The organism is Halomonas rhizosphaerae, from assembly GCF_030010555.1.
GTDB lineage: Bacteria > Pseudomonadota > Gammaproteobacteria > Pseudomonadales > Halomonadaceae > Halomonas > Halomonas rhizosphaerae.
Genome location: NZ_JASCQP010000025.1, coordinates 43,003 through 65,084, shown reverse-complemented (window position 1 = coordinate 65,084; position 22,082 = coordinate 43,003). Strand labels below are relative to the sequence as shown.

23 protein-coding genes are annotated in these 22,082 nt (G+C 64.6%); 17 read left to right on the top strand and 6 right to left on the bottom strand.

The window, feature by feature from the left end:
• Positions 1-684, top strand: a complete 684-nt coding sequence (gene ung, locus QLQ83_RS09795; protein ID WP_282735340.1) for a uracil-DNA glycosylase — start codon at positions 1-3, stop codon at positions 682-684.
• A gap of 256 nt (positions 685-940) precedes the next feature.
• Entirely contained in the window at positions 941-1,570 is a 630-nt protein-coding gene (gene upp, locus QLQ83_RS09790; protein WP_282735339.1) for a uracil phosphoribosyltransferase, read from the top strand.
• 125 nt (positions 1,571-1,695) lie between these two features.
• Here the strand turns inward: upp and QLQ83_RS09785 are convergent, their stop codons facing one another.
• Positions 1,696-1,824 (bottom strand): hypothetical protein, encoded by a 129-nt coding sequence (locus QLQ83_RS09785; protein ID WP_282735338.1) that lies wholly within the window; start codon positions 1,822-1,824, stop codon positions 1,696-1,698.
• 113 nt (positions 1,825-1,937) lie between these two features.
• Between QLQ83_RS09785 and QLQ83_RS09780 the strand changes: the two genes are divergently transcribed.
• The 8 genes from QLQ83_RS09780 (at position 1,938) to QLQ83_RS09745 (ending at position 11,342) form a co-directional block, all read left to right on the top strand.
• Complete coding sequence (locus tag QLQ83_RS09780; protein ID WP_282735337.1) at positions 1,938-3,026, top strand: ABC transporter ATP-binding protein; 1,089 nt, start codon at positions 1,938-1,940, stop codon at positions 3,024-3,026.
• 1 nt (position 3,027) lies between these two features.
• Positions 3,028-4,128, top strand: a complete 1,101-nt coding sequence (locus QLQ83_RS09775) for an ABC transporter ATP-binding protein (protein ID WP_282735336.1) — start codon at positions 3,028-3,030, stop codon at positions 4,126-4,128.
• Positions 4,121-5,002, top strand: coding sequence for a carbohydrate ABC transporter permease (locus tag QLQ83_RS09770; RefSeq protein WP_282735335.1), 882 nt, complete (start codon positions 4,121-4,123; stop codon positions 5,000-5,002). Before QLQ83_RS09775 ends, QLQ83_RS09770 begins: the two co-directional genes overlap by 8 nt.
• Position 5,003: 1 nt before the next feature.
• Positions 5,004-5,897, top strand: coding sequence for a carbohydrate ABC transporter permease (locus tag QLQ83_RS09765; RefSeq protein ID WP_282735334.1), 894 nt, complete (start codon positions 5,004-5,006; stop codon positions 5,895-5,897).
• A gap of 12 nt (positions 5,898-5,909) precedes the next feature.
• Complete coding sequence (locus QLQ83_RS09760; RefSeq protein WP_282735333.1) at positions 5,910-6,182, top strand: DUF2160 domain-containing protein; 273 nt, start codon at positions 5,910-5,912, stop codon at positions 6,180-6,182.
• A gap of 57 nt (positions 6,183-6,239) precedes the next feature.
• On the top strand, positions 6,240-7,982 hold the full coding sequence (locus QLQ83_RS09755; RefSeq protein WP_282735332.1) for an ABC transporter substrate-binding protein: 1,743 nt from the start codon (positions 6,240-6,242) through the stop codon (positions 7,980-7,982).
• Positions 7,983-8,129: 147 nt separating this feature from the next.
• Positions 8,130-9,746, top strand: a complete 1,617-nt coding sequence (locus QLQ83_RS09750) for a glycerol-3-phosphate dehydrogenase/oxidase (protein ID WP_282735331.1) — start codon at positions 8,130-8,132, stop codon at positions 9,744-9,746.
• 354 nt (positions 9,747-10,100) lie between these two features.
• Positions 10,101-11,342, top strand: coding sequence for a uracil-xanthine permease family protein (locus QLQ83_RS09745; protein WP_282735330.1), 1,242 nt, complete (start codon positions 10,101-10,103; stop codon positions 11,340-11,342).
• Between the two features lie 6 nt (positions 11,343-11,348).
• Here the strand turns inward: QLQ83_RS09745 and QLQ83_RS09740 are convergent, their stop codons facing one another.
• A complete protein-coding gene (locus QLQ83_RS09740; protein ID WP_282735329.1) occupies positions 11,349-11,933 on the bottom strand; it encodes a cupin domain-containing protein in 585 nt (194 codons plus the stop codon).
• 193 nt (positions 11,934-12,126) lie between these two features.
• Between QLQ83_RS09740 and mobA the strand changes: the two genes are divergently transcribed.
• The 7 genes from mobA to QLQ83_RS09705 all read left to right on the top strand — a co-directional run bounded on the left by mobA (position 12,127) and on the right by QLQ83_RS09705 (position 17,473).
• Entirely contained in the window at positions 12,127-12,759 is a 633-nt protein-coding gene (mobA, locus tag QLQ83_RS09735; protein WP_282735328.1) for a molybdenum cofactor guanylyltransferase MobA, read from the top strand.
• Positions 12,756-13,352: a molybdopterin-guanine dinucleotide biosynthesis protein B gene (gene mobB, locus QLQ83_RS09730; protein ID WP_282735327.1), complete on the top strand. Its 597-nt coding sequence runs from the start codon at positions 12,756-12,758 to the stop codon at positions 13,350-13,352. Before mobA ends, mobB begins: the two co-directional genes overlap by 4 nt.
• Entirely contained in the window at positions 13,349-14,602 is a 1,254-nt protein-coding gene (locus tag QLQ83_RS09725; RefSeq protein ID WP_282735326.1) for a bifunctional molybdopterin-guanine dinucleotide biosynthesis adaptor protein MobB/molybdopterin molybdotransferase MoeA, read from the top strand. The genes mobB and QLQ83_RS09725 overlap by 4 nt, the downstream gene beginning before the upstream one ends.
• Before the next feature lie 12 nt (positions 14,603-14,614).
• Entirely contained in the window at positions 14,615-15,475 is an 861-nt protein-coding gene (gene moaC / locus QLQ83_RS09720) for a cyclic pyranopterin monophosphate synthase MoaC (RefSeq protein ID WP_282735325.1), read from the top strand.
• A 2-nt stretch (positions 15,476-15,477) separates the two neighbouring features.
• A complete protein-coding gene (gene moaE / locus QLQ83_RS09715) occupies positions 15,478-15,933 on the top strand; it encodes a molybdopterin synthase catalytic subunit MoaE (protein WP_282735324.1) in 456 nt (151 codons plus the stop codon).
• Positions 15,930-16,922, top strand: coding sequence for a GTP 3',8-cyclase MoaA (moaA, locus tag QLQ83_RS09710; RefSeq protein ID WP_282735323.1), 993 nt, complete (start codon positions 15,930-15,932; stop codon positions 16,920-16,922). The genes moaE and moaA overlap by 4 nt, the downstream gene beginning before the upstream one ends.
• Before the next feature lie 260 nt (positions 16,923-17,182).
• On the top strand, positions 17,183-17,473 hold the full coding sequence (locus QLQ83_RS09705) for an H-NS family histone-like protein (RefSeq protein WP_133633719.1): 291 nt from the start codon (positions 17,183-17,185) through the stop codon (positions 17,471-17,473).
• A gap of 370 nt (positions 17,474-17,843) precedes the next feature.
• On the opposite strand, the gene QLQ83_RS09700 is transcribed toward QLQ83_RS09705, so the two are convergent.
• From QLQ83_RS09700 to QLQ83_RS09685, 4 genes are all read right to left on the bottom strand, one after another.
• Positions 17,844-19,451 (bottom strand): ribonuclease J, encoded by a 1,608-nt coding sequence (locus QLQ83_RS09700; protein ID WP_282735400.1) that lies wholly within the window; start codon positions 19,449-19,451, stop codon positions 17,844-17,846.
• A gap of 169 nt (positions 19,452-19,620) precedes the next feature.
• Positions 19,621-20,382 carry an amino acid ABC transporter ATP-binding protein gene (locus tag QLQ83_RS09695; protein ID WP_282735322.1) on the bottom strand — a complete coding sequence of 254 codons (762 nt, stop codon included), beginning with the start codon at positions 20,380-20,382 and terminating at the stop codon, positions 19,621-19,623.
• Entirely contained in the window at positions 20,379-21,053 is a 675-nt protein-coding gene (locus QLQ83_RS09690; protein ID WP_282735321.1) for an amino acid ABC transporter permease, read from the bottom strand. Before QLQ83_RS09690 ends, QLQ83_RS09695 begins: the two co-directional genes overlap by 4 nt.
• Positions 21,054-21,070: 17 nt before the next feature.
• Positions 21,071-21,829, bottom strand: a complete 759-nt coding sequence (locus tag QLQ83_RS09685) for an amino acid ABC transporter substrate-binding protein (RefSeq protein ID WP_411971125.1) — start codon at positions 21,827-21,829, stop codon at positions 21,071-21,073.
• Between the last annotated feature and the right edge of the window lie 253 nt (positions 21,830-22,082).

The window sequence follows — 22,082 nt, the reverse complement described above, 5'->3', positions numbered from 1 at the left end:
ATGGCCTGTCCACTTCCCGACAGCTGGCAACAGTGGCTGGGCGACGAGTTCGAGGCGCCCTACATGCAGGCGCTGCGCGACTTCCTGGCCGCCGAGAAGGCCGCCAGGAAGGTGATCTATCCGCACTCGGCGGACTGGTTTCGCGCCTTCGATCTGACGCCGCTGGATCGGGTCAAGGTGGTGATTCTCGGGCAGGATCCCTATCACGGACCGAACCAGGCCCATGGGCTGTGTTTCTCGGTGCGCCCGGGCGTGCGCGTCCCCCCGTCTCTGGTCAACATCTACAAGGAACTGCAGGCAGACGTGGGCTTCCAGCCGGTGGATCACGGCAACCTCGAGCATTGGGCACGCCAGGGGGTATTGCTGCTCAACACCTCGTTGACGGTGGAGCAGGGCAATGCCGGCTCGCACCGTGGCAAGGGTTGGGAAACCTTCACCGACCGCGCCATCGCCACAGTGAGCGAGCATGCCGAACCCTCGGTATTCCTGCTGTGGGGCAGCCCCGCACGCAAGAAGAAGGCGCTGGTCGATACGTCGCGCCACCTGGTGCTGGAATCGCCGCATCCCTCACCGCTCTCCGCCCATCGCGGCTTCTTCGGCAACCACCACTTTTCCCGGGCCAACGCCTTTCTGGCCGAGCACGGGCGTGAGCCCATCGACTGGCAGCTTCCCGCTCAGCCTTAACCTCAACGCGGGATGCGGTTAGAATGGCGCGCTAATTATCGTGGGAGCCGTCGGTTCGACGCATCGACTTGCAGGACGATGTATGCCCGACGCCTTTCGCGGTGCGAGCACCGCTCCCACAATCCGATGTAGGCTCTATACCCTTGTGGGAGCCGTCGGTTCGACGTATCGACTTGCACGGCGATGTGTGCCCGCCGCCTTTCGCGCTGCAAGTGGTGCTCCCATCAGCTACTTACCGCCGTCCAAGAGGTCCCCCATGAGCGTCCACGCCATCCAGCATCCCCTGGTCCAGCACAAGCTTGGTCTGATGCGCGAAGCCGGCATCAGCACCAAGAGCTTCCGTGAACTGGCCGGCGAGTTGGCCAAGCTGCTCACCTACGAGGCAACCAGCGACCTGGAGCTCCAGGAGCAGGAAATCGACGGCTGGAGCGGCAACAAGATTCCGGTGCAGCTGCTCAAGGGCAAGAAGGTCACCATCGTGCCGATCCTGCGCGCGGGACTGGGCATGCTCGACGGCGTCACCGATCTGATCCCCAGCGCCCGGGTGAGCGTGGTGGGGCTCTACCGTGACGAGGAGACGCTGGAGCCTGTGCCTTACTTCGCCAAGTTCGCCAATGACCTTGACGAGCGCATGGCCATTGTCATCGATCCCATGCTGGCCACCGGCGGCACCATGGTCGCGACCCTGGACATGCTGCGAGAGCGCGGCTGCAAGCACATGAAAGTGATCGTGCTGGTGGCGGCTCCCGAGGGTATCAAGCGGGTTCAGGACAGCTATCCGGACATCGAGCTCTACACCGCCGCAGTGGATGACCACCTGGACGAGAACGGCTATATCGTTCCCGGCCTGGGCGACGCGGGCGACAAGATCTTCGGCACGCGCTGAACGCCACTGCGGCTCCTTCCTGACGCCATCATCCCCTGCACGGCCCAGCAGGGGATGATGGCGTTTTCGTTTCCATCCTGCCTGTCCTGGGTAGCCTCGCCATGTTGCATGATGTTCGTTTTCGATCACATGGTGACATTTCCCGCTATCTGATGTTCTGCCATCTCCCGATCCCATCCGTTAGACAAAAGTTCAATGAATAGCGAAACCATCGCAATATCAGCAAGTTGATCGCCTGTTGAGGTGATAGTCATGCTGGTTCGTGGTGTTTTCGCTTGACGACATTTGTGTTTGAAAGCGAATCTCGGCTACGTTGTGTTCAGCAGTCTCCGAACCCATCACATAACAACGAACCGTCGAGATCTGTATGTCCTTGATCCTAGATAACATCGATCATGTGGTCGGTGGCGCCACTCACATCGCGGGCGTTAACCTGGAGCTACAGCCCGGCTCCTTCAACGTCCTGCTGGGGCGGACCCTGGCCGGCAAGACCACCCTGATGCGCTTGATGGCAGGGCTCGATACCCCGACCCGGGGGCGCATCCTGATGAACGGGGAAGACGTGACCGGGCGTTCGGTGCGCAAGCGCAACGTCTCCATGGTCTATCAGCAGTTCATCAACTATCCGGCTCTCTCCGTCTACGACAACATCGCATCGCCCCTCAAGCTGGCCAAGGTCGAGCGCGCCGAAATCGACCGGCGGGTGCGGGCGGTCGCCGAGATGTTGCATATCGAGCACCTGCTCGATCGCCTGCCCCTCGAGCTGTCCGGTGGTCAGCAGCAGCGAACCGCCATGGGGCGTGCGCTGGTGAAGGATGCCGATGTCGTGCTCTTCGACGAGCCGCTGGTCAACCTCGATTACAAGCTCCGCGAGGAATTCCGCGACGAGCTGCGCTCGGTGTTCAGCGAGCGCAACTGCATCGCCGTCTATGCCACCACCGAACCGGCAGAGGCCCTGGCATTGGGAGGCAACACCGCCGTCCTCCACGAGGGGCGCCTGCTGCAGTATGGCCGGACAGAGGACGTCTACCACCGTCCGCAAGATATCCTGACCGCGGAGATGTTCTCCGAGCCTCCGATCAACATCGTGAAGGGGATCATCTCCGGCGCCGAGGTCACCTTCGACAAGACACTGCATTTTCCCATCAACGATGACCTGCGCAGCCTGGCGCCGGGAGAGTATCGCTTCGGCGTGCGCGCCTCGCACATCTCGCTCACGCCTCGGGCCAAGGATGACATCGAGGTGAAGATGACCGTCGACCTGGCGGAGATCAGTGGCTCCGAGACCTTCCTTCACGTTCACAACGACCTCTTCCACATGACGGTACACCTCGAGGGGGTTCACGAGTTCCGTGTCGATGCACCCGTGACGCTCTATTTCCCGACCCACAAGGTCTATGCCTTCGACCGCCAGGGCGCGGTGGTGCATATACCGACTCACCTGGGGGGCATCTGACATGGCGGAGATCACCCTCAAATCGCTGGCCCATACCTACCTGCCCGATCCGCGGTCACCCGAGGACTATGCCATTCGCGAGATGAACCACGTCTGGCACCAGGGCGGGGCCTATGCGTTGCTCGGGCCCTCGGGCTGTGGCAAGTCTACCCTGCTCAACATCATCTCCGGCCTGCTGGAACCCTCCAGCGGTGAGGTGCTCTTCGACGGCGAGGTGGTCAATGCCCTGCCACCCGAGGCACGCAACATCGCCCAGGTTTTCCAGTTCCCCGTCATCTACGACACCATGACGGTCTACGACAACCTGGCCTTTCCGCTGCGCAATGTGAAGACCCCCGAGGCGCGGGTCCATGAGCGCGTCATGGAGGTCGCCGATGTGCTGGAGCTCACCCCCCAGCTCAAGCGCAAGGCCAAGAACCTCACCGCCGACGAGAAGCAGAAGGTCTCCATGGGCAGGGGGCTGGTGCGCGAGGACGTCTCGGCGATCCTCTTCGACGAGCCGCTCACCGTCATCGACCCCCAGCTCAAGTGGAAGCTGCGCCGCAAGCTCAAGGAGATCCACCAGCGCTTCGAGATCACCATGGTCTATGTGACCCACGACCAGCTCGAGGCCTCCACCTTCGCCGACAAGATCGCCGTGATGTACGAGGGCCAGGTGGTGCAGTTCGGCACGCCCAGGGAGCTCTTCGAGAGGCCGAACCATACCTTCGTGGGCTACTTCATCGGCAGCCCGGGCATGAATTTCCTGGATGTGATGACCCGTGACGGGCGCGTGATGGCCGGTAACATCGAGCTGACGGTAGGGCAGGATGTCCACCATGCCGTGGCTCGTGCCCGCTCCACCAACATCAAGCTCGGTATTCGTCCCGAATTCATCGAGGTGCATCCCGAGCCGGTCGAGGGGGGTATGGAGGCTCGGGTGGATCACGCCCAGGACCTTGGGACCTACTCGATCGTCTACCTGACGCTGGGCAGCATGGCGCTCAAGGCGCGCATCGAGGAAGACCAGGAGACGCCGACCGGCAAGGCATGGCTGCGCTTTCCCGACGAGCGACTCGGCCTTTACGTCGACGAATACCGCGTGGAGATCGACCATGAATAAAGTCTACAACAATCGAGCATGGTGGCTGATCCTGCCCATGCTGCTGCTGGTGGCCTTTTCGGCCGTCATCCCGCTGATGACCGTGGTGAACTACTCGGTCCAGGATGTCTTCGATGCCAATACCCGTTTCTTCACCGGCACCGAGTGGTTCCGGGAGATGCTCAACGACCCGGGGCTGCAGGCCGCCCTGGCGCGCCAGTTCGCCTTCTCGCTGACCGTGCTGGCCATCGAGGTGCCGTTGGGGATCGGCATTGCCCTGATCATGCCCAAGAAGGGCTGGCAGGCCTCTGCCGTGCTGATACTCGTCACCATGCCGCTGCTGATCCCCTGGAACGTGGTGGGCAGCATCTGGCAGATCTTCACCCGGGGCGATATCGGCCTGATGGGCTGGAGCCTGCGTGAGCTCGGCTATGGCTACAACATCACCGCGAGCCCGGTGGATGCCTGGGCGACCATCATCCTGATGGATGTCTGGCACTGGACGCCGCTGATCGCGCTGCTCTGCTTCAGCGGCCTGCGCTCGATCCCCGATGCCTACTATCAGGCGGCGCGCATCGATCGCGCCTCGAAGTGGGCCGTGTTCCGCTACATCCAGCTGCCCAAGCTCACCAACGTGCTGGTGATCGGGGTGCTGCTGCGCTTCATGCACTCCTTCATGATCTACGCCGAGCCCTTCGTGCTTACCGGTGGGGGCCCCGGCAGCTCCACCACCTTTCTCAGCCAGTCGCTGACGACAATGGCCATCGGCCAGCAGGACCTGGGGCCTTCGGCGGCATTCTCGCTGATCTACTTCCTGATCATCCTGCTGGTCACCTGGGTGTTCTACACCGCGATCATGAACATGCAGAAAGACGACAATAACAAGGAGGCATGAAATGAGTGATTCATTGCCCACGACGCCAGATGCCGTGCGCCAACGCGCCGCGGCCGCCGATAACCGTCGTCGCCGCAAGGCACGTCCGGCCTCCCGCCAGTGGCGCCGCCGGGGGCTCATGACCGCCTATATCGTGTTCGTATTGTTGCCGATCTATTGGCTGCTCAACATGTCCTTCCAGTCCAATACCGAGATCCTCGGCGGACTGACCCTGTGGCCCGAGAGCTTCACCCTCGAGCACTATGCCAAGATCCTCACCGAGTCCAGCTGGTACATGGGCTACGTGAACTCGATCGCCTATGTGCTGATGAACATGCTGATCAGTATCGCGGTAGCGCTGCCGGCGGCCTATGCCTTCAGCCGCTACAAGTTCATCGGCGACAAACACCTGTTCTTCTGGCTGTTGACCAACCTGATGGCGCCGCCGGCCGTCTTCCTGCTGCCCTATTTTCAGCTCTACTACACCGTTGGGTTGTTCGACACCCATATCGCGGTCGCGCTGGCCCACTGCCTGTTCAATATCCCGCTGGCCGTGTGGATCCTCGAGGGCTTCATGAGCGGGGTACCCAAGGAGATCGACGAGACGGCCTTCATCGATGGCTACAGCTTCCCGAAGTTCTTCGTGAAGATCTTCATCCCCATGATCAGCTCGGGCATCGGTGTGACCCTGTTCTTCCTGTTCATGTTCTCCTGGGTCGAGCTGCTGCTGGCCAGCACCCTGACCTCCACCGGCGCCCAGCCTATCGCCTCGGTGATGACCCAGACCAAGGGCGCCTCGGGGATCGACTGGGGGGCGCTGGCCGCCGCCGGTACCCTGACGATCCTGCCGGGCATCGTGGTGGTCTATTTCGTTCGCAACCACATCGCCAAGGGCTTTGCCCTGGGCCGCACCTGAGGAGGACGCGACATGGAATGGATGGTCTGGACCACCCCCACTACGGTCTTCTTCGCGGTCATCGCCGCCATGCTGGCCGGCATGACGGCCTGGGAGGTCATCTCGCCGACGGTCGAGCGCAAGGGCTTCCTGCCGATCTCGACGACCCGCGGTGACCGGCTCTTCATCGGGCTGCTATCCGCTGCCTATATCCACCTGGTGGTGGTGGGCTTCACCCCGCTCAGCATCTGGCTGGCTCTGGGGGCATCGGGTCTCTGGCTACTGATCCTGATGCGCTGGGGCTGACAGAAACGCATGGAGCCGAATGTCCAGGGACGGACCACGACAACCCAAGAGGTCAACATGAAAGCGACAACAATGCGACTCTCTCTACTGGCGGCCGGTGTCATGCTGGCAAGTGGTGCACTGCACGCCGACGAGCACGACGCGCGCACCATCGCCGAACGCCTGGTCGATGAACACTTCCAGAACTCGACGCTGTCCCGCGAGGAGCAGATAGAGGAACTGATGTGGTTCGCCAAGGCGGCCGAGCCCTTCCGCGACATGGAGATCAACACCGTCGCCGAAGGCCTGACCACGCACATCTATGAGCGGGATGTGTTGGCCGAGGCGTTCAGCGAGCTGACCGGCATCGAGGTGACCCACAACATCATCGGCGAGGGTGATGTGGTCAACAACATGCAGACCCAGATGCAGTCGGGTCGTAACATCTACGATGGCTACGTCAATGACTCCGACGCCATCGGGACCCATATCCGCTACGGCACCACCATCAACATCTCCAACGCCATGGAGAACGAGTGGGCCGACTATACCCTGCCGACCCTGGATCTCGATGACTTCATCGGCCTGCAGTATGGCACCGGTCCGGATGGCAGCATCTACCAGTTGCCCACCCAGCAGTTCGCCAACCTCTACTGGTTCCGCTACGACTGGTTCCAGCGCGAGGACCTCCAGGAGCAGTTCCGCGACATCTACGGCTATGACCTGGGGGTGCCGACCAACTGGACCGCCTACGAGGATATCGCCGAGTTCTTCAGCGAGCACGTCGGCGAGATCGACGGCACCAAGGTCTATGGCCATATGGACTATGGACGTCGCGACCCGTCGCTGGGCTGGCGCTTCCATGACTCCTGGCTCTCCATGGCGGGCATGGGCAGCCCCGGTGTGCCGTTCGGCAATCCGGTGGACGACTGGGGTATCCGCGTCAACGAGGAGAGCCAGCCTGTCGGCGCCAGCGTCTCTCGCGGCGGTGCCACCAACTCGCCGGCCTCGGTGTTCGCCGTGACCAAGATGGTAGATTGGCTCGAGAAGTACGCGCCGCCCGAGGCCAGTGGCATGACCTTCGGTGAGGCCGGGCCGGTACCCGCCCAGGGCAATGTCGCCCAGCAGATGTTCTGGTACACCGCCTTCACCGCCGACATGACCGACCCCGACCTCCCGGTCACCGATGAAGAGGGCAATCCCAAGTGGCGCATGGCGCCATCGCCCACCGGTCCGTACTGGGAAGAGGGCATGAAGGTCGGCTATCAGGACGTGGGGTCCTGGACCTTCTTCGACTCCACCCCGGACGACCGTCGTACCGCCGCCTGGCTGTTTGCCCAGTTCACCGTCTCCAAGACGGTCTCCCTGGAGAAGCTCATGGAGGGCCTCACGCCGATCCGCGAGTCGGACGTGTTCTCCGACCAGATGAGCGAGATGGCACCCAAGCTCGGCGGCCTGGTGGAGTTCTACCGCAGCCCCAACGAGTCCAACTGGACGCCGTCCTCCACCAACGTGCCGGACTACCCGCGCATGGCACCGCTGTGGTGGCAGAACCTGGCGCCGGCGGTCAATGGCGAGATCACGCCCCAGGAGGCGCTCGACAACCTGGCCGGGGATCTCGACAGCATCATGGCGCGCCTGGCACGGGCCGGCGTCTTCGAGGTCTACGCGCCCAACCTCAACGAGGAGCGCGATCCCCAGGAGTGGCTCGACGAGCCGGGTTCGCCCAAGGCGAAGCTGGATGACGAGATGCCGCAGGGCACCACCGTTCCCTACGACGAGATGATGGAGGCGTGGATGGCCGCCGGTTCCCGCGAATGATGGGCGGGCGGGTCGCCTGATCCGCCCAACCTTGCCCCGGATGCTCCCGGGGCGGTTCCAGATCGTGTGACCGGTTGCCTGAACGGGACCCAGGGCCCCGCTCGGTGCAGTCCGAGTGGGGCCCGTTGCTTTGAAAAAGGGCCAGACATGCAACTCAGAGAGAACAACATCCGCAAGCTCCCCGATCAGTTCTTCGATGCGCTGGTCATCGGCGGCGGCATCAACGGCGCCTCGGCGGCGGCGGCGCTGAGCGGCAAGGGGGCCAGGGTCGCCCTGATCGACCGGGGCGATTTCGCCGGCAGCACCAGCATGCACTCCTCCAACCTGGTGTGGGGTGGCATCAAGTACATGGAGAGCGGCGACTTCAAGTTGGTGCGCAAGCTGTGCAAGAGCCGCAACCACCTGATCAGAAGCTACCCCTCCACCGTCCAGGAGATTCGCTTTCTGACCACCATCAACAAGGGCTTTCGCCACCACCCCCTCTACCCCTGGGCCGGTACCTGGCTCTATTGGCTGATGGGCAGCGCCTTCACCCGGAGGCCGAATTTTCTGCGTCCGGCGGGGATCAAGGCGCGGGAGCCCATCATCAATACGCGCAATGCCCAGGGAGGCTTCGAGTATTCCGATGCCTACCTGCACGACAACGATGCGCGTTTCGTCTTCAATTTCGTGCGCGGCGCGCTGGATTTCGGCACCGTGGCGGCCAACTACGTCGAGTCGCTGGGGGCTCGCCGAGAAGGGGACCTCTGGGTCACCTCGGTCCGGGACCGTACCGATGATAGGACCTTCGAGATTCGCTCGAAGGTGTTGATCAACGCGGCCGGGCCCTGGGTCGACCAACACAACAACCTCTCGGGGCAGCAGACCGATCACCATCATGTCTTCTCCAAGGGCATCCATCTGATCGTGCCGCGGCTGACCGACAGCAAGCGCGTACTGGCTTTCTTCGCCGACGACGGTCGACTCTTCTTCGTCATCCCCATGGGGCCGCGCACCTGTATCGGCACCACCGATACCCGGGTCGAGAAGCCCGAGGTCGGCGCGACGGAGGAGGATATCCGCTTCGTGCTCGACAACATCAACACGCGACTCGAACTCCAGACACCGCTGGGCAAGGAGGACATCATCGCCACGCGTTGCGGCGTGCGCCCTCTGGCGGTCAAGCCCAGCGGTGGCGGCGACCGGGATTTCCTCAACCTGTCGCGCAAACATGCCATCGACATCGACGACGAGCGGCGCCATCTGAGCATCTTCGGCGGCAAGCTGACCGATTGTCTCAATGTCGGTGAGGAGGTGGTTGAGGAGGTTCGCCGGCTCGGCGTCGAGATCCCGTACCCGGATGTTCGCTGGTACGGTGAGCCCGATCCCTCGGTCCGCGAGGCGTTCATGCACCAGGCGCGACTCATGGACCTGGATGCGATGACCAGCGCCGAGGCCTCCGAGCCGCTCAGCACACGGCTCTGGCGCCGCTATGGCGCCCAGGCTTTGGAGATGCTCGAGGACATCCGCCAGGACCCGCGCCAGGGCGAGGTGCTGATCGAGGGTACCGAATACCTGCGCTGCGAGCTGAAACTGGCCAGGCGTCGCGAGATGGTGACCAAGCTCGAGGATTTCCTGAGGCGTCGCGCCAAGGTCTCGCTGGTGGTGCCTGAGCAGAGCATCCGCAACTCGCCGGGACTTCGCGAAGCCTGCGATATCCTTTTCGACGACCAGGCCGAGGCACGCCTGAAGGAGTATCTGGAGACGGCGATACCCGAGTTTTGATAGGGCTATCGCCGTAGTTGCTATCGCTCAGGGCTGACCTGTCGGCAAGCCCCGGGGTGCCGGACCATCGAGGAGGCGCTGTGAATACTTCCCTGTACGCTACCGCGCCCTGCTTCGCTCACGCGTCCTGCTCCGCTTGCAGGACCGGTGCTGGCCATCCATGGCCAGCCCGTTCGGAGGAATCCTCCTCACCCCTGGCGTAGGACCTCCTCTTCGGCTTGCCCCCAGCGCCCTTTCGCTTTTCGCTACTGCGATAGCTCAGCCGAGCGTTGAGCGACGAGAAGCTATTGGGTAAGTCAGGCTGGTAGAATGCCGCGCGACCCGTTCCCCTCGATTTTCCCGGAGCCCTTGATCATGACCGACAACACGGCGGCGGCCGCCATGCCCACCGACTCCCCGTTGCGCACTTTGCTGACCGGGGCGCAGATGCTGTTCGTGGCCTTCGGCGCCCTGGTGCTGGTGCCCCTGCTCACCGGCCTGGACCCCAATGTGGCGCTGTTCACCGCGGGCATCGGCACCCTGATCTTCCATGGCGTGACCCGGGTCAGCGTGCCGGTCTTCCTGGCCTCGTCGTTTGCCTTTATCGCGCCTATCCAGGGCTCCGTGGCGAACTACGGCATTCCCGCCACCTTGGGAGGGCTGATGGCCGCCGGCCTGGTCTACGTGGTGATCTCCCAGTTCGTGCGCCTCAAGGGCACCGCCTGGCTGCATCGGCTGCTGCCCCCGGTGGTGGTGGGGCCGGTGATCATGGTGATCGGCCTGGCACTGGCCCCGGTGGCGGTGGACATGGCCACCGGCGAGACCAGTGAGAACATCGGCTACGGCGCGGCGATCTTCCTCTCCATGACCAGCCTGCTGGTCACCCTGGTGCTGGCGGTGTTCGGTCGCGGCCTGATCCGCCTGATCCCGATCATGGGCGGTATCGTCACGGGCTATGTGCTTTCGCTGGTGATGGGGGGGGTGGACTTCACGCCGGTGCAGGAGTCGGCCTGGCTGTCGCTGCCATCGTTCACCGCGCCGAGCTTCCACTGGGCGGCGATCCTGTTCATGATTCCGGTCGCCATCGCCCCGGCGGTAGAGCATATCGGCGACATGGTCGCCATCGGCTCGGTGACTCGCAAGAACTACCTGGAGAAGCCCGGCTTGCATCGCACCCTGCTGGGCGATGGCCTGGCCACCACCGCGGCGGCGATCTTCGGCGGACCGCCCAACACCACCTACTCCGAGGTCACCGGGGCCGTGACCCTGACCCGTGCCTTCAACCCCAGGATCATGGTGGTCGCTGCCTGCATCGCCATTGTCCTGGCCTTCGTCGGCAAGCTCGGCGCGCTGCTGCAGACCATCCCCGGTCCGGTGATGGGCGGCATCATGACCCTGCTCTTCGGCTCCATCGCCGTGGTCGGCATGAACACCCTGGTGCGGGCCGGCAAGCCGCTCACCGCGCCGCGCAATCTGGTGGTGGTCTCCCTGGTGCTGGTCTTCGGCATCGGCGGCATGCAGTTCGGCAATGGCCAGTTCACCCTTCAGGGCGTCAGTCTCGCCGCTCTGGTCGGCATCGTCCTCAACTGGGTGCTGCCCCGTGCCGAGGAGGAGTGATCCTGCTCAGGCGTGGTGTTGCTCCTGGCCCGCGTCGGAGAAGGTCGGCGGGGTGCTGGCGCTGACGATCACGCACTCCTCGCGGCCGGGGTTACGGAAGCGGTGGGGCAGGCGGGAGTCGAAGTAGTAGGCGTCGCCTGCGCCCAGCACCCCCACCTCGCCGTTTACGGTGATCTCGATCTGCCCCGCGATCACCACGCCGCCTTCCTCACCATCATGCTCCAGCATCTCTTCGCCGCTGTCGGCCCCGGGCGGGTAGCGCTCGTGGATGATCGACATGCGCCGGTCGGGGCGGCGGGCGGCTACCAGCCGCCAGGAAAGCCTGCCATCGCCGATATCGGTCAGTTCGTCCTGCCGATAGAAGGGCTGCGGCTGGCTGGGCTCGTCGCCGGCGAAGAAGGCGCTGATCGACACCGGCAGGGCGTCCAGTATCTTCTTCAGCGAACTCACCGACGGGCTGACGTTGTTCTGCTCGACCAGCGAGATGGTGCTGTTGGTGACACCGGCCCGCTTGGCCAGCTCTCTCTGGGACAGCCCGCGCGAAAGCCTCAGCTGCTTGAGCCGGGCGCCTACATCGAATGCCTCTTCCATGGGTCGGTCCTTACCGCGGTTGTTGCCGCATTCGTGGAATATTTTCAACATAGTGTACCTCCTTGGCGGCACGGGGATAAGCCACGGCTTGACCGGCGTCAGGGCAGGGGACCAGCGTGGACGGCCGGCATGGCACCCGCCGCCGGGCTGAGGCATCATGACTCACAACATGACCGATTCGTCAGGAGCGCCAATGATCACCCGAGACGACCTCACTGGCCTGATCCTGGCCGGCGGCCAGGGACGCCGGATGGGCGGTCGCGACAAGGGGCTCGAACCCTTCGCGGGACGCCCGCTGGTGGCCCATGTTCATGAGCGCCTGGCGGGGCGGGTCGCCGAGGTGCTGATCAACGCCAATCGCAATGCCGAGGCCTATGCGCCGCTGGCCGACCGCGTGATCCAGGATGCCGAAGGCGGCTTCCAGGGCCCGCTGATGGGCATCTACAGCGGCCTGCGGGCTGCGATCACGCCCTGGCTGCTGGTGGTGCCCTGCGACAGCCCGGCCTTGCCCCATGACCTGGTGGATCGCCTGGTGGCCGGCATCGGCGAGTGCGATATCGCCGTGGCCTTCGACGGCGAGCGGCTGCATCCGGTGGTGGCGTTGATCCGTACCGCCCTGGCCGAGGACCTGGCGTCCTCCCTGGCCGATGGCGAGCGCAAGATCGACCGCTGGTACGCCCGCCACGCCTGGTGCCGGGTGGACGTCAGCGACTGCCCGGACGCCTTCGCCAACCTCAATACCGATGACGAGAAGCGACGGCTTGAGCGCGCCCTGAGCGAGGGAAACTCAAACCGCGGAGGAAAGAAGGAGTCCCTGAGCCCATGAGCGATGGCGTACCCGAGAGCCTCTCGTTCGACGACGATCTGCCACTGCTCGGCATCGCCGCCTGGAGCGGAACCGGCAAGACCACCCTGCTGGAGCAGCTGTTGCCACGCCTCGGCGAGCGGGGCCTGCGGGTGGCGGTGATCAAGCATGCTCACCATGCCTTCGACGTCGACCAGCCCGGCAAGGACAGCCACCGCCTGCGCCAGGCCGGCGCCTCGCCGATGCTGGTGGCGTCCCGCGCCCGAGTGGCGCTGATGATGGAGACCCCCGGGCGTAAGGAGGCGGATCTGGCCGAACTCATCGACATGGTGCGGCCTCAGCATCCCGACCTGATCCTGGTGGAAGGCTTCAAGGCCTGGCCGCTACCCAAGCTCGAGCTCTATCGTCCCGAGGTGGGCAAGTCGCTGCGCGTGGCCGAGGACCCCTGGGTGTGCGCCGTGGCCAGTGACGCGTCCCTCGCGCTGCCCGAGGGCGTCGCGGCACTGGACCTCAATGATCTCGAGGCACTCACCGACTGGATCGCCGCCTGGCCCGCTCGCTGGCCGAGCTGCCAGCTGCCCCGCGAGCGCAGGTGTGAGGAGACCGCGCCATGACGCTCTCCTGCTTCGATCTCGGCGAGCGCATGCTCCCGGTAGAGGAGGCACGCGTGCGTCTGGCCAGTCTCGTCGAGGCACCGCTACCCGCCGAACGGGTGGCGCTGGCCGAACTGCACGGACGTGTGCTTGCAGAAGATGTCGTCTCGCCCATCGATGTGCCCCAGAACACCAATGCCGCCATGGATGGAATAGCCCTGGCCTGGCCTGGGGACGCCGAGTTGCCGGGTGAGTGGCGAGTCGTCGGCGAGGTGCTCGCCGGCAGTCGCCTGGACGAGGCGCTGGGTGCCGGCGAGTGCGTGCGCATCACCACCGGGGCGCCGCTGCCGCCGGGGGCCGATACCGTGATCATGCTCGAACAGCTCGAGGAGCGAAGCGAGACGGTGGTGGTTCGCCAGCCCGAGAGCGTCAGGCGTGGCCAGCACGTGCGCCAGGCCGGCGAGGATATTCCCCGGGGCCAGACGGCGTTGCGCGCCGGTAACCGGCTGGGAGCGGCCGAATTGGGCCTGCTGGCTTCGCTGGGCCTGGTTGATGCGAGCGTGCATCGCCGCCCGCGGGTGGCCATCTTCTCCACCGGCGACGAGGTGACCGCTCCCGGTGAGCCCCTGCCGCCGGCAGGTATCTTCGATGCCAACCGCCATACCCTGGCCGGTCTGCTGGCCGAGCAGGGCGCCGAGTTGATCGACCTGGGCATCCTCCCCGACGACCGGGACGCCATGGTCGCCGCCCTGGGCGATGCCGCCGGGCGGGCCGACATGGTGATTACCAGCGGCGGCGTGTCGGTGGGCCACGCCGACTTCACCCGTGCGGCGCTGGAGGCAGTCGGTCGCCTGGCCTTCTGGCGGATTGCCATCCGTCCCGGGCGCCCCCTGGCCTGCGGCCTCTTGGGGGAGCGGGGCGTACCCTTCCTGGGGCTGCCTGGTAACCCGGTGGCGGTGATGGTGACTTTCCTGCAATTTGTGGCGCCGCTGCTGTCCAAGCTGCAGGGAAGGCCGGTGCGAGAGCCGCTACGGCTGACGGCTATCGCCGACGAGGCCCTGAAGAGCCGTCTCGGGCGAACCGACTTCCTGCGCGGTTGCTACCATGCCGACGCCGAGGGCCGCCTGCACGTGCGCAGCACCGGCGCCCAGGGCTCCGGGATCCTGTCCTCGATGGTGGCGGCCAACTGCCTGATCGAGCTCACCGACGAGCGCGAGGGAGTTGCCCCGGGCGAGACGGTGAGCATCCAACCCCTACATCGACTGCCATGAGACGCTGACCCCATGCCTCTGTCCAACCCGTCCCTGACCCATCTCAATGCCCGCGGCGAGGCCCACATGGTCGACGTCGCCGACAAGCCCGAGAGCCGCCGCGAGGCCAGCGCCTCGGGCCTCATCCGCATGCAGCCCGAGACCCTGGCGCTGCTCGCCGAGGGCGGCCTGCCCAAGGGCGACGTGCTGGCCACGGCGCGTATCGCCGGCATCCAGGCCGCCAAGCGCACTCACGAGCTGATCCCGCTCTGCCATGCCCTGGCCCTGTCGAAGATCGCCATCGACTTCGACCTCGACGAGCCAGAGTCCTGCGTCCATGTCACCGCGACCTGTCGCCTCAACGGTCGAACCGGGGTGGAGATGGAGGCGTTGACGGCGGTCTCGGTGGCCTGCCTGACTCTCTACGACATGTGCAAGGCGGTGGACAAGGGCATGGAGATCGGCGCCATCCACCTCGACACCAAGACCGGTGGCAAGTCCGGCGACTATCGGCGGGACGAGGCCCGCGGGGAGCGCGCGGTAGCGCCCTCCATCATCGAATCCGCCCCGTCGCCGATCGTCACCGGCGAGGGGGCTTCCGGAGAAGTCTCGGTGGGGCAGCGTTGCGATATCGCCGCGCCCTGCATCCGCGTCAAGTGCCTGGCCGAACTGCGCGAGCGTCTCGGGGTGGGCGATGTCTCGGTACCGGTCGAGCGTCTGCCGAGTTCCGATGTGGCCGGCCTCAAGACGGCCCTCAAGGCCCTGGATCCCCGCTTCGAGGGTCTCGACCAGGGGCGCGTGCTGTGTGCCGTCAATCAGGTGATGGCCAGCGATGCCACGCCGCTGACCGACAACGACGAGGTCGCCTTCTTTCCCCCGGTGACCGGAGGCTAGCGATGATCCGCGTGCAGGAAAGCGTCTTCGATGCCGGCGTAGAACAGCGCGCCCTGCTCGAAGGGCGTAGCGACATTGGGGCGGTGGTGAGCTTCACCGGACTGGTGCGCGACTTCAACGAGCGTCCCGAGGTTCAGGCGCTCACCCTGGAACACTACCCAGGCATGACCGAGGCGGCCCTCGGCGAGATTGTCGAGCAGGCCGAGTCCCGCTGGCCACTCCAGGGCGTAACCGTGATCCACCGGATTGGACGCCTCGCCCCGTCAGACCCTATCGTGTTGGTAGTGGTCGCCAGCGCCCATCGACGCGCCGCCTTCGAGGCCTGCGACTTCATCATGGATTACCTCAAGACCCGCGCGCCTTTCTGGAAGAAGGAGCACACCGCCAGCGGGGACTACTGGGTTTCGGAGCGCGACGGGGACCATCATGATGCCCGTCGCTGGGAGATGTCTTCATGACCGATGAGCTGATCGACGATTTCGGCAGGCGAGTGCGCTATGTGCGCATCTCGGTCACCGATCGCTGCGATTTTCGCTGCGTCTACTGCATGAGCGAGGAGATGACCTTCCTGCCGCGTGCCCAGGTACTGACCCTGGAGGAGTTGGGGATGGTCGCTCGGGCCTTCACCGAGATGGGCGTGGAGAAGGTCCGGCTGACCGGGGGCGAGCCTCTGGTGCGTCGTGACATCGATCGCCTCGTCGCGGATATCGGGGCGCTGCCGGGGCTCAAGGATTTTGCCATGACCACCAACGGCGCGAGCCTGCCCAGGTTCGCCACTCGCCTACGCGAGGGCGGGCTCAAGCGTCTCAATATCAGCCTCGACTCCCTGGATCCCGACCGTTTCCGTCGTCTCACCCGTACCGGCGACCTGCACAAGGTCATCGACGGCATTCGTGCCGCACGCGACGCCGGCTTCGAGCGGATCAAGCTCAACGCCGTCATCCTCAAGGGGCGCAATGATGACGAGGTGATCGACCTCGTCGATTTCGCGCGTGACGAGGGCCTCGATATCAGCTTCATCGAGGAGATGCCGCTGGGCGACGTGTCGGACCACTCCCGTGCCGAGACCTTCTGTTCCAGCGACGAGGTCCAGGCACACATCGAGTCCCGCCACACCTTGATTCCCACCACCGAGTCGACCCTCGGCCCGTCGCGCTACTTCATGATGCCCGACAGCGAGTCCCGGGTCGGCTTCATCTCCCCCCACAGCCACAATTTCTGCGATACCTGCAATCGGGTTCGCGTCACCGTGGAGGGGCGCCTGCTGCTGTGCCTCGGCAACGAGCACTCCGTGGACCTGCGTGCCGTGCTGCGCCGCTATCCCGGCGATATCGAGGCGCTTAAGCAGGCCATCGTGCGCGCCATGCCGCTCAAGCCCGAGCGTCATCACTTCACCACCGACGGCGACGTCCAGGTGGTACGCTTCATGAACATGACCGGCGGCTGAGCCGTCACCATCGCTACCCTGAAGCCAGCACCATGGCATAACGGGCGACATCATGATGTCGCCCGTTGCCTTACGGGCGAGGGAAATCCTGGCGGGATTTCGCCAATGTCCCTCGGCTGCCTGGCCCAGTGCATTCTAATTTCTCCCGGCTTTCTTCCATTTTTTAACGCGACTTTTCTTGCCAATGTCATGCAAGTGCATATACTTTTGACGTGTCATTACATAAAGCAACCGTCCAACATTCGGCATGGAGACCGCTAATGTCCAGCGAATCCCTGGAGCGCATCGCCCGCAACAAGAACGTGGCTCGTGCCGCGGCACGCCAGCTGAGCATGGAACAGCTCCACAAGCTGGCCGAGGTCATCGGTGAGGTGATCGAGCAGAAGAAGGACGAGGAAGTTCAGCGCCAGGAAGAGGAAGCCGAGAAGGCCAGGAAGCTCGCCGAGATCCGCGAACAGATCAATGAAGCCGGCCTTTCCCTGGATGACCTGGTGACCGAGCAGCCCAAGCGCAAGCGCGGTCGTCCGCCGAAGAATGCCAGCAAGGCCTGAGGGGTTTTATTCTGCGCCTTGCTGCCGTGGCTCCCACAACCTTATGCAGTTTCCGACCTCTCGTGGGAGCCGTCGTTTCGACGCTTCGACTTGCACGGCGATTGGGTGTTGGTCTCCGCTATTCGCGGTGCAAGCACCACTCCCACAGAGGCTATGAGACAATTGTAGGAGCCGTGCTTGCACGGCGAATTTTTGAAACCGGGCAGCCAATCGCCGTGCAAGCACGGCTCCTACAACTCCGTGTAGCCTTTCGAGGCACTTGTGGGTGCCGTCAGTTCGACGCATCGACTTGCACCGCGATGGGTCGGGTAAGAACGAATCGCCGTGTTAGCTGCAGCGTCGAACTCACGGCACTCAAGACTTCTCCGTTCTACTTCCCCAGCAGCTCGGCTTCGACTGCCAGAATCTGCAGGTGCACCTCGGGTACCCGGTGCAGGTGATCGGCGAGCCATCCGAGCAGTCTAGGCTGCAGGGCCAGGCGCAATTCCGCCAGGGAATCCACCTGGATCTCCTCGAGGCAGTCATCGAGCCAGTCGGCGAAGGCAGTCTCGTCCATGGGGCTCGCCTGGCTGGCATCGAGCATCAGTCGACCGATGCGGGTCCAGCCGGTGTCAGTGGCAGCCACCGAGATGGCCAGGTAAAGGCTCCCATGGCGTGAGCGGTTTCCGCTGTCGCTACTCCCCAGGCCGGGCAACGCGGATACGGCATCCTGGCTGACGATATGCGGCTTCTGGGGATGGCGCGTCTCCAGAAAAAGCCCTTGGGCATCCAGGCGGATCAAATCCCCGTTCACCGGCGTCACCGGTGCCTGGATGCCTAACGCCTCGGCCAGGGCACGGTGGGCCTCTTGGTGGCGTGGTTCGCCATGTACCGGCAGCAGGTGGCGTGGCTTCACCCAGCCGTAGAAGGTGCGTAATTCGTCCTGCGCCGGGTGGCCCGAGGCGTGCAGTTCGGGGTGATTCTCCTCGTCGAGGATAGCCACGCTAAATTGCTTCAGCCCGCGCTTCAGGCGGTCGATCAGTCGCTCGTTGCCAGGGATGGCCTTGGCCGAGAAGATCACCGTGTCGCCGGCCATCAGCTCGAAGTGTGGATGGCGGCCCCGGGAAAGGCGTGACAGCGCGGCCCGCGGCTCGCCCTGGCTGCCGGTGGCGATCACCAGCACCTCTTCCGGCGGCAGATAGCCCAGATCGGTCACCGGCACCAGCGGTGGCAGGTCGTCCATGTAGCCAAGCTGGCGTGCCACGCCCACCATGCGCTCCATGGAGCGCCCCATCAGGCTGACCCGGCGACCGCAGCGTTCTGCCGCGCGACCGATGGCCAGCACCCGTGCCAGGTTGCTGGCGAAGCAGCTCACCACCACGCGTCCCTCGCAGCCGGCGATGGTGTGGGTCAGCGCCTCGGCGACCTCGCCTTCGCTGCGGGAGTGGCCGGGCATGGGGGCGTTGGTGGAATCTCCCACCACCAGGTCCACGGGCGCGATGGCGCGAAAGGTCGCGGCCGAGATCGGGGGGCCGATCAACGGCTCGGGATCGAGCTTCCAGTCGCCGGTGTGCAGTACTCGATGCTCCCCGGCCGCGATCAGCAGCGCACAGCTCTCGGGAATCGAGTGGGTCAGCGGCAGGTAGCGCAGGGTGAAGGGGCCGGTCTCCAGCGCCTCGCCGGGTTCGATGACCCGGATGGCGTCGGTGGCCAGCCCGCGTTCGACGAACTTGGCTCTCAGCAGGCCGGCGGCCAGCGGGGTGGCGTGGATCGGGCAGCCCCACCGGGGCCAGAGCCAGGCGGCGGCCCCGATGTGATCCTCGTGGCCATGGGTGATGATCAGTGCCCGAGGACGGATCGACAGGGTCTCCAGGGTGGAAAGGTCCGGCACCTGGAGCGGATTGTCGGGCAGGTCCTGGCGGATCATCATGCCGCAGTCCACGGCAATCCAGTCGTCCTCGTGGCCCCTCTCCCCATACCCATAGAGGCTGAGGTTCATGCCGATCTCGCCACAGCCACCCAGCGGCAGGAAATGCAGGGGAGGGCGACGGCGAGGGCGGATCTGGACGCGTGGCTGTGGCATCGAGGAGGGCGAGGGCCTGGGAAAGTGTACGAACACTATACGGGAAGCCCGCCGGGCCCCACAACGCGCCCGTCAGCCGTTCGGCTTAGGTCGGGGAGTCGATCGACACCTGGGTCGCCAGTACCTTGCGCAGGAAGTCCCGGGTGCGGGGATCCTTCGGCGAGCCGAAGAGCTGGCTGGGTGGTCCCTGCTCGACGATGCGACCGCCCTCCATGAAGATCACCCGGTCCGCCACGTCCCGGGCGAAGCTCATCTCGTGGGTGACCACCAGCATGGTCTGACGCTCTCTCGCGAGTTGCTTCATCAGGCCCAGGACCTCCTCGACCCATTCGGGATCCAGCGAGGAGGTCGGCTCGTCGAAGAGGATCACCTCGGCCTGGGCCGCCATGGCGCGCCCGATGCCGACGCGTTGCTGCTGGCCGCCGGACAGGGCGGCGGGGTAGGCATCGGCCTTGTCGGCCAGGCCGATACGCTCCAGGATCTCCCTGGCCCGCGCATGGGCCTTCTCCTTGGGCCAGCGGTTGACGACGATCAGCCCCTCGGCGATGTTCTCCAGTGCCGTCTTGTTGGCGAACAGTGCATAGTTCTGGAACACGAAGGCCGTGCGCCTGCGTGCCGTCAGTATGTCGGCTCGGCTGGCCCGCGTGACGTCGACGTCCAGGTCGCCGATGGTCAGCCGGCCGGCATCCGGGCGCTCGAGGAAGTTCAGGCAGCGCAGCAGCGTCGACTTGCCGGTCCCCGAGGGGCCGATGACGACGATGATCTCGCCCTGCTCGATGGCCAGGTCGATGCCGTCGAGCACCGCGGTTCCGCCGAAGCGCTTGACGAGTCCCTCTACCTTGATCATCGGCGATATGCCTCGTTGAGTCGGATTTCCAGGCGCCGCTGGAACCAGGCCAGCAGCTCGACGATGACCCAGTAGAAGATTGCCACGGTGATGAAGGCCTCGAAGTAGAGGAAACTGCCGGCGGCCTCCTTCTGGGTGGCGCCCATCAGCTCGGTAACCCCCAGGGTGAATGCCAGGGAGGTCGCCTTGATCATGTCGATGAAGTAGTTCATCAGCGTCGGGACCGCGACCCTCGTGGCCTGAGGCAGCACGATGCGCCGCATCAGCTGGCCGTTGGTCATGCCGATGGAGAGCGCCGCCTCCGTCTGGCTCCTGTCGACCCCGACGATGGCGGCGCGGATGGATTCCGCCATGTAGGCCGAGAAATGCAGGGTCAGGCCCATGATGGTGGCGGTAATGCCATTGATCTGGGTCAGGAAGGCCAGCAGCTGGGGCAAGCCGTAATAGAACAGGAACAGTTGTACCAGCAGTGGCGTGCCGCGAAAGAAGGAGATGAACAGTAGCGTGGCGGCGTTCAGGCCCGGGATTCGCAGCACGCGGATCACCGCGAGGCCACAGGCCAGCACCAGGGCCAGTGCCATCCCCACCGCGGCCATCTGCAGGGTCAGCGGCAGATAGCGCAGCAGGATGGGCACCAGCCCCAGCATGTAGTCGACATCGAGCAAACGCATGGGAGCGACTCAGCGCCTCAGGGGCGAGTGATGTCGGTGCCGAACCACGCTTCCGAGATCGCTTGCAGCTCGCCCGACTCGCGCAGGGTGGCCAGGGCGGTATCGACCCGGTCACGCAGGGCGCGGTCCTCCTCGGTGTCCCGGAAGGGCAGGGCATTGCGGATCTTGGAGAAGGGCTGGCCGGCCAGCGCCAGGGGCAGCGGCTTCTCCTTGATCACCTGGCTGGCACTCACCCGGTCCATGACGAAGGCGTCGACGCGACCCAGGGCCGTGTCCTGCTCGATGTTGCTCTCGTAGGTGCGGATGTCGATCTCGTCGGCATAGGGCAACTCGCGCAGCAGTTCCTCGTAGTTGGAGCCGAGGTTGACGGCAACGGTCCTGCCTTTCAGGTCTTCGACGCCCTGGATCTCCTCGTTGCCTTCCCTGACCACGACCTGGGCGCCATCGTAGACGTAGGGCTCGGTGAAGGCGTACTTGGCGGCCCGCTCCTCTGTGATGGTGATCTGGTTGGCGATGGTATCGATCCGACCGGACTCGAGCATGCCGAACAGTCCCGAGAAGTTCGCCGTGACGAACTCGACCTCGACCTCCATCTCCTCGGCCACGGCCTCCATGACATCCACCTCGAAGCCCTGGAGCTTGTCCTGTTCGACGAAGGTGAAGGGGAAGTAGCCGCCGGACATGCCGACCTTGATGGCGTGGTCGTCGGCCTGGACCAGGCCGCCAGCGGTCATCAGGCCTGCGGCCATGGCGGTAAGGGCTATGCGCTTGAGCATGGGTTGCTCCTGTGTATTCGCTGAAACCAGGGAAGACGTCGCGGTGTTCGCGCCGTTGTTGGGAAAATACACTAGAGAATAAGAAACCGTTTTTCCAATAGCCTTTGGTTATTAGGCTCGTGGCCAGTAGCGAAAGCGTCATTCCCCCTTTGCCGTTCACCCTGACGCGTCTGCCCCGCCGGCCGAAGGTCGGCAACGCCATGGGCCGGGAATGGTAAGCTGAGGATTCTCAGCCTATTGGATGAGGACAGAG

What these genes read in the sequence shown, in the direction of transcription:
- ung (WP_282735340.1), top strand. Translation starts at nt 1, where the DNA reads ATGGCCTGTCCACTTCCCGACAGCTGGCAACAGTGGCTGGGCGACGAG.
- upp (WP_282735339.1), top strand. Translation starts at nt 941, where the DNA reads ATGAGCGTCCACGCCATCCAGCATCCCCTGGTCCAGCACAAGCTTGGT.
- QLQ83_RS09785 (WP_282735338.1), bottom strand. Translation starts at nt 1,824, where the DNA reads ATGACTATCACCTCAACAGGCGATCAACTTGCTGATATTGCGATGGTT.
- QLQ83_RS09780 (WP_282735337.1), top strand. Translation starts at nt 1,938, where the DNA reads ATGTCCTTGATCCTAGATAACATCGATCATGTGGTCGGTGGCGCCACT.
- QLQ83_RS09775 (WP_282735336.1), top strand. Translation starts at nt 3,028, where the DNA reads ATGGCGGAGATCACCCTCAAATCGCTGGCCCATACCTACCTGCCCGAT.
- QLQ83_RS09770 (WP_282735335.1), top strand. Translation starts at nt 4,121, where the DNA reads ATGAATAAAGTCTACAACAATCGAGCATGGTGGCTGATCCTGCCCATG.
- QLQ83_RS09765 (WP_282735334.1), top strand. Translation starts at nt 5,004, where the DNA reads ATGAGTGATTCATTGCCCACGACGCCAGATGCCGTGCGCCAACGCGCC.
- QLQ83_RS09760 (WP_282735333.1), top strand. Translation starts at nt 5,910, where the DNA reads ATGGAATGGATGGTCTGGACCACCCCCACTACGGTCTTCTTCGCGGTC.
- QLQ83_RS09755 (WP_282735332.1), top strand. Translation starts at nt 6,240, where the DNA reads ATGAAAGCGACAACAATGCGACTCTCTCTACTGGCGGCCGGTGTCATG.
- QLQ83_RS09750 (WP_282735331.1), top strand. Translation starts at nt 8,130, where the DNA reads ATGCAACTCAGAGAGAACAACATCCGCAAGCTCCCCGATCAGTTCTTC.
- QLQ83_RS09745 (WP_282735330.1), top strand. Translation starts at nt 10,101, where the DNA reads ATGACCGACAACACGGCGGCGGCCGCCATGCCCACCGACTCCCCGTTG.
- QLQ83_RS09740 (WP_282735329.1), bottom strand. Translation starts at nt 11,933, where the DNA reads ATGGAAGAGGCATTCGATGTAGGCGCCCGGCTCAAGCAGCTGAGGCTT.
- mobA (WP_282735328.1), top strand. Translation starts at nt 12,127, where the DNA reads ATGATCACCCGAGACGACCTCACTGGCCTGATCCTGGCCGGCGGCCAG.
- mobB (WP_282735327.1), top strand. Translation starts at nt 12,756, where the DNA reads ATGAGCGATGGCGTACCCGAGAGCCTCTCGTTCGACGACGATCTGCCA.
- QLQ83_RS09725 (WP_282735326.1), top strand. Translation starts at nt 13,349, where the DNA reads ATGACGCTCTCCTGCTTCGATCTCGGCGAGCGCATGCTCCCGGTAGAG.
- moaC (WP_282735325.1), top strand. Translation starts at nt 14,615, where the DNA reads ATGCCTCTGTCCAACCCGTCCCTGACCCATCTCAATGCCCGCGGCGAG.
- moaE (WP_282735324.1), top strand. Translation starts at nt 15,478, where the DNA reads ATGATCCGCGTGCAGGAAAGCGTCTTCGATGCCGGCGTAGAACAGCGC.
- moaA (WP_282735323.1), top strand. Translation starts at nt 15,930, where the DNA reads ATGACCGATGAGCTGATCGACGATTTCGGCAGGCGAGTGCGCTATGTG.
- QLQ83_RS09705 (WP_133633719.1), top strand. Translation starts at nt 17,183, where the DNA reads ATGTCCAGCGAATCCCTGGAGCGCATCGCCCGCAACAAGAACGTGGCT.
- QLQ83_RS09700 (WP_282735400.1), bottom strand. Translation starts at nt 19,451, where the DNA reads ATGAACCTCAGCCTCTATGGGTATGGGGAGAGGGGCCACGAGGACGAC.
- QLQ83_RS09695 (WP_282735322.1), bottom strand. Translation starts at nt 20,382, where the DNA reads ATGATCAAGGTAGAGGGACTCGTCAAGCGCTTCGGCGGAACCGCGGTG.
- QLQ83_RS09690 (WP_282735321.1), bottom strand. Translation starts at nt 21,053, where the DNA reads ATGCGTTTGCTCGATGTCGACTACATGCTGGGGCTGGTGCCCATCCTG.
- QLQ83_RS09685 (WP_411971125.1), bottom strand. Translation starts at nt 21,829, where the DNA reads ATGCTCAAGCGCATAGCCCTTACCGCCATGGCCGCAGGCCTGATGACC.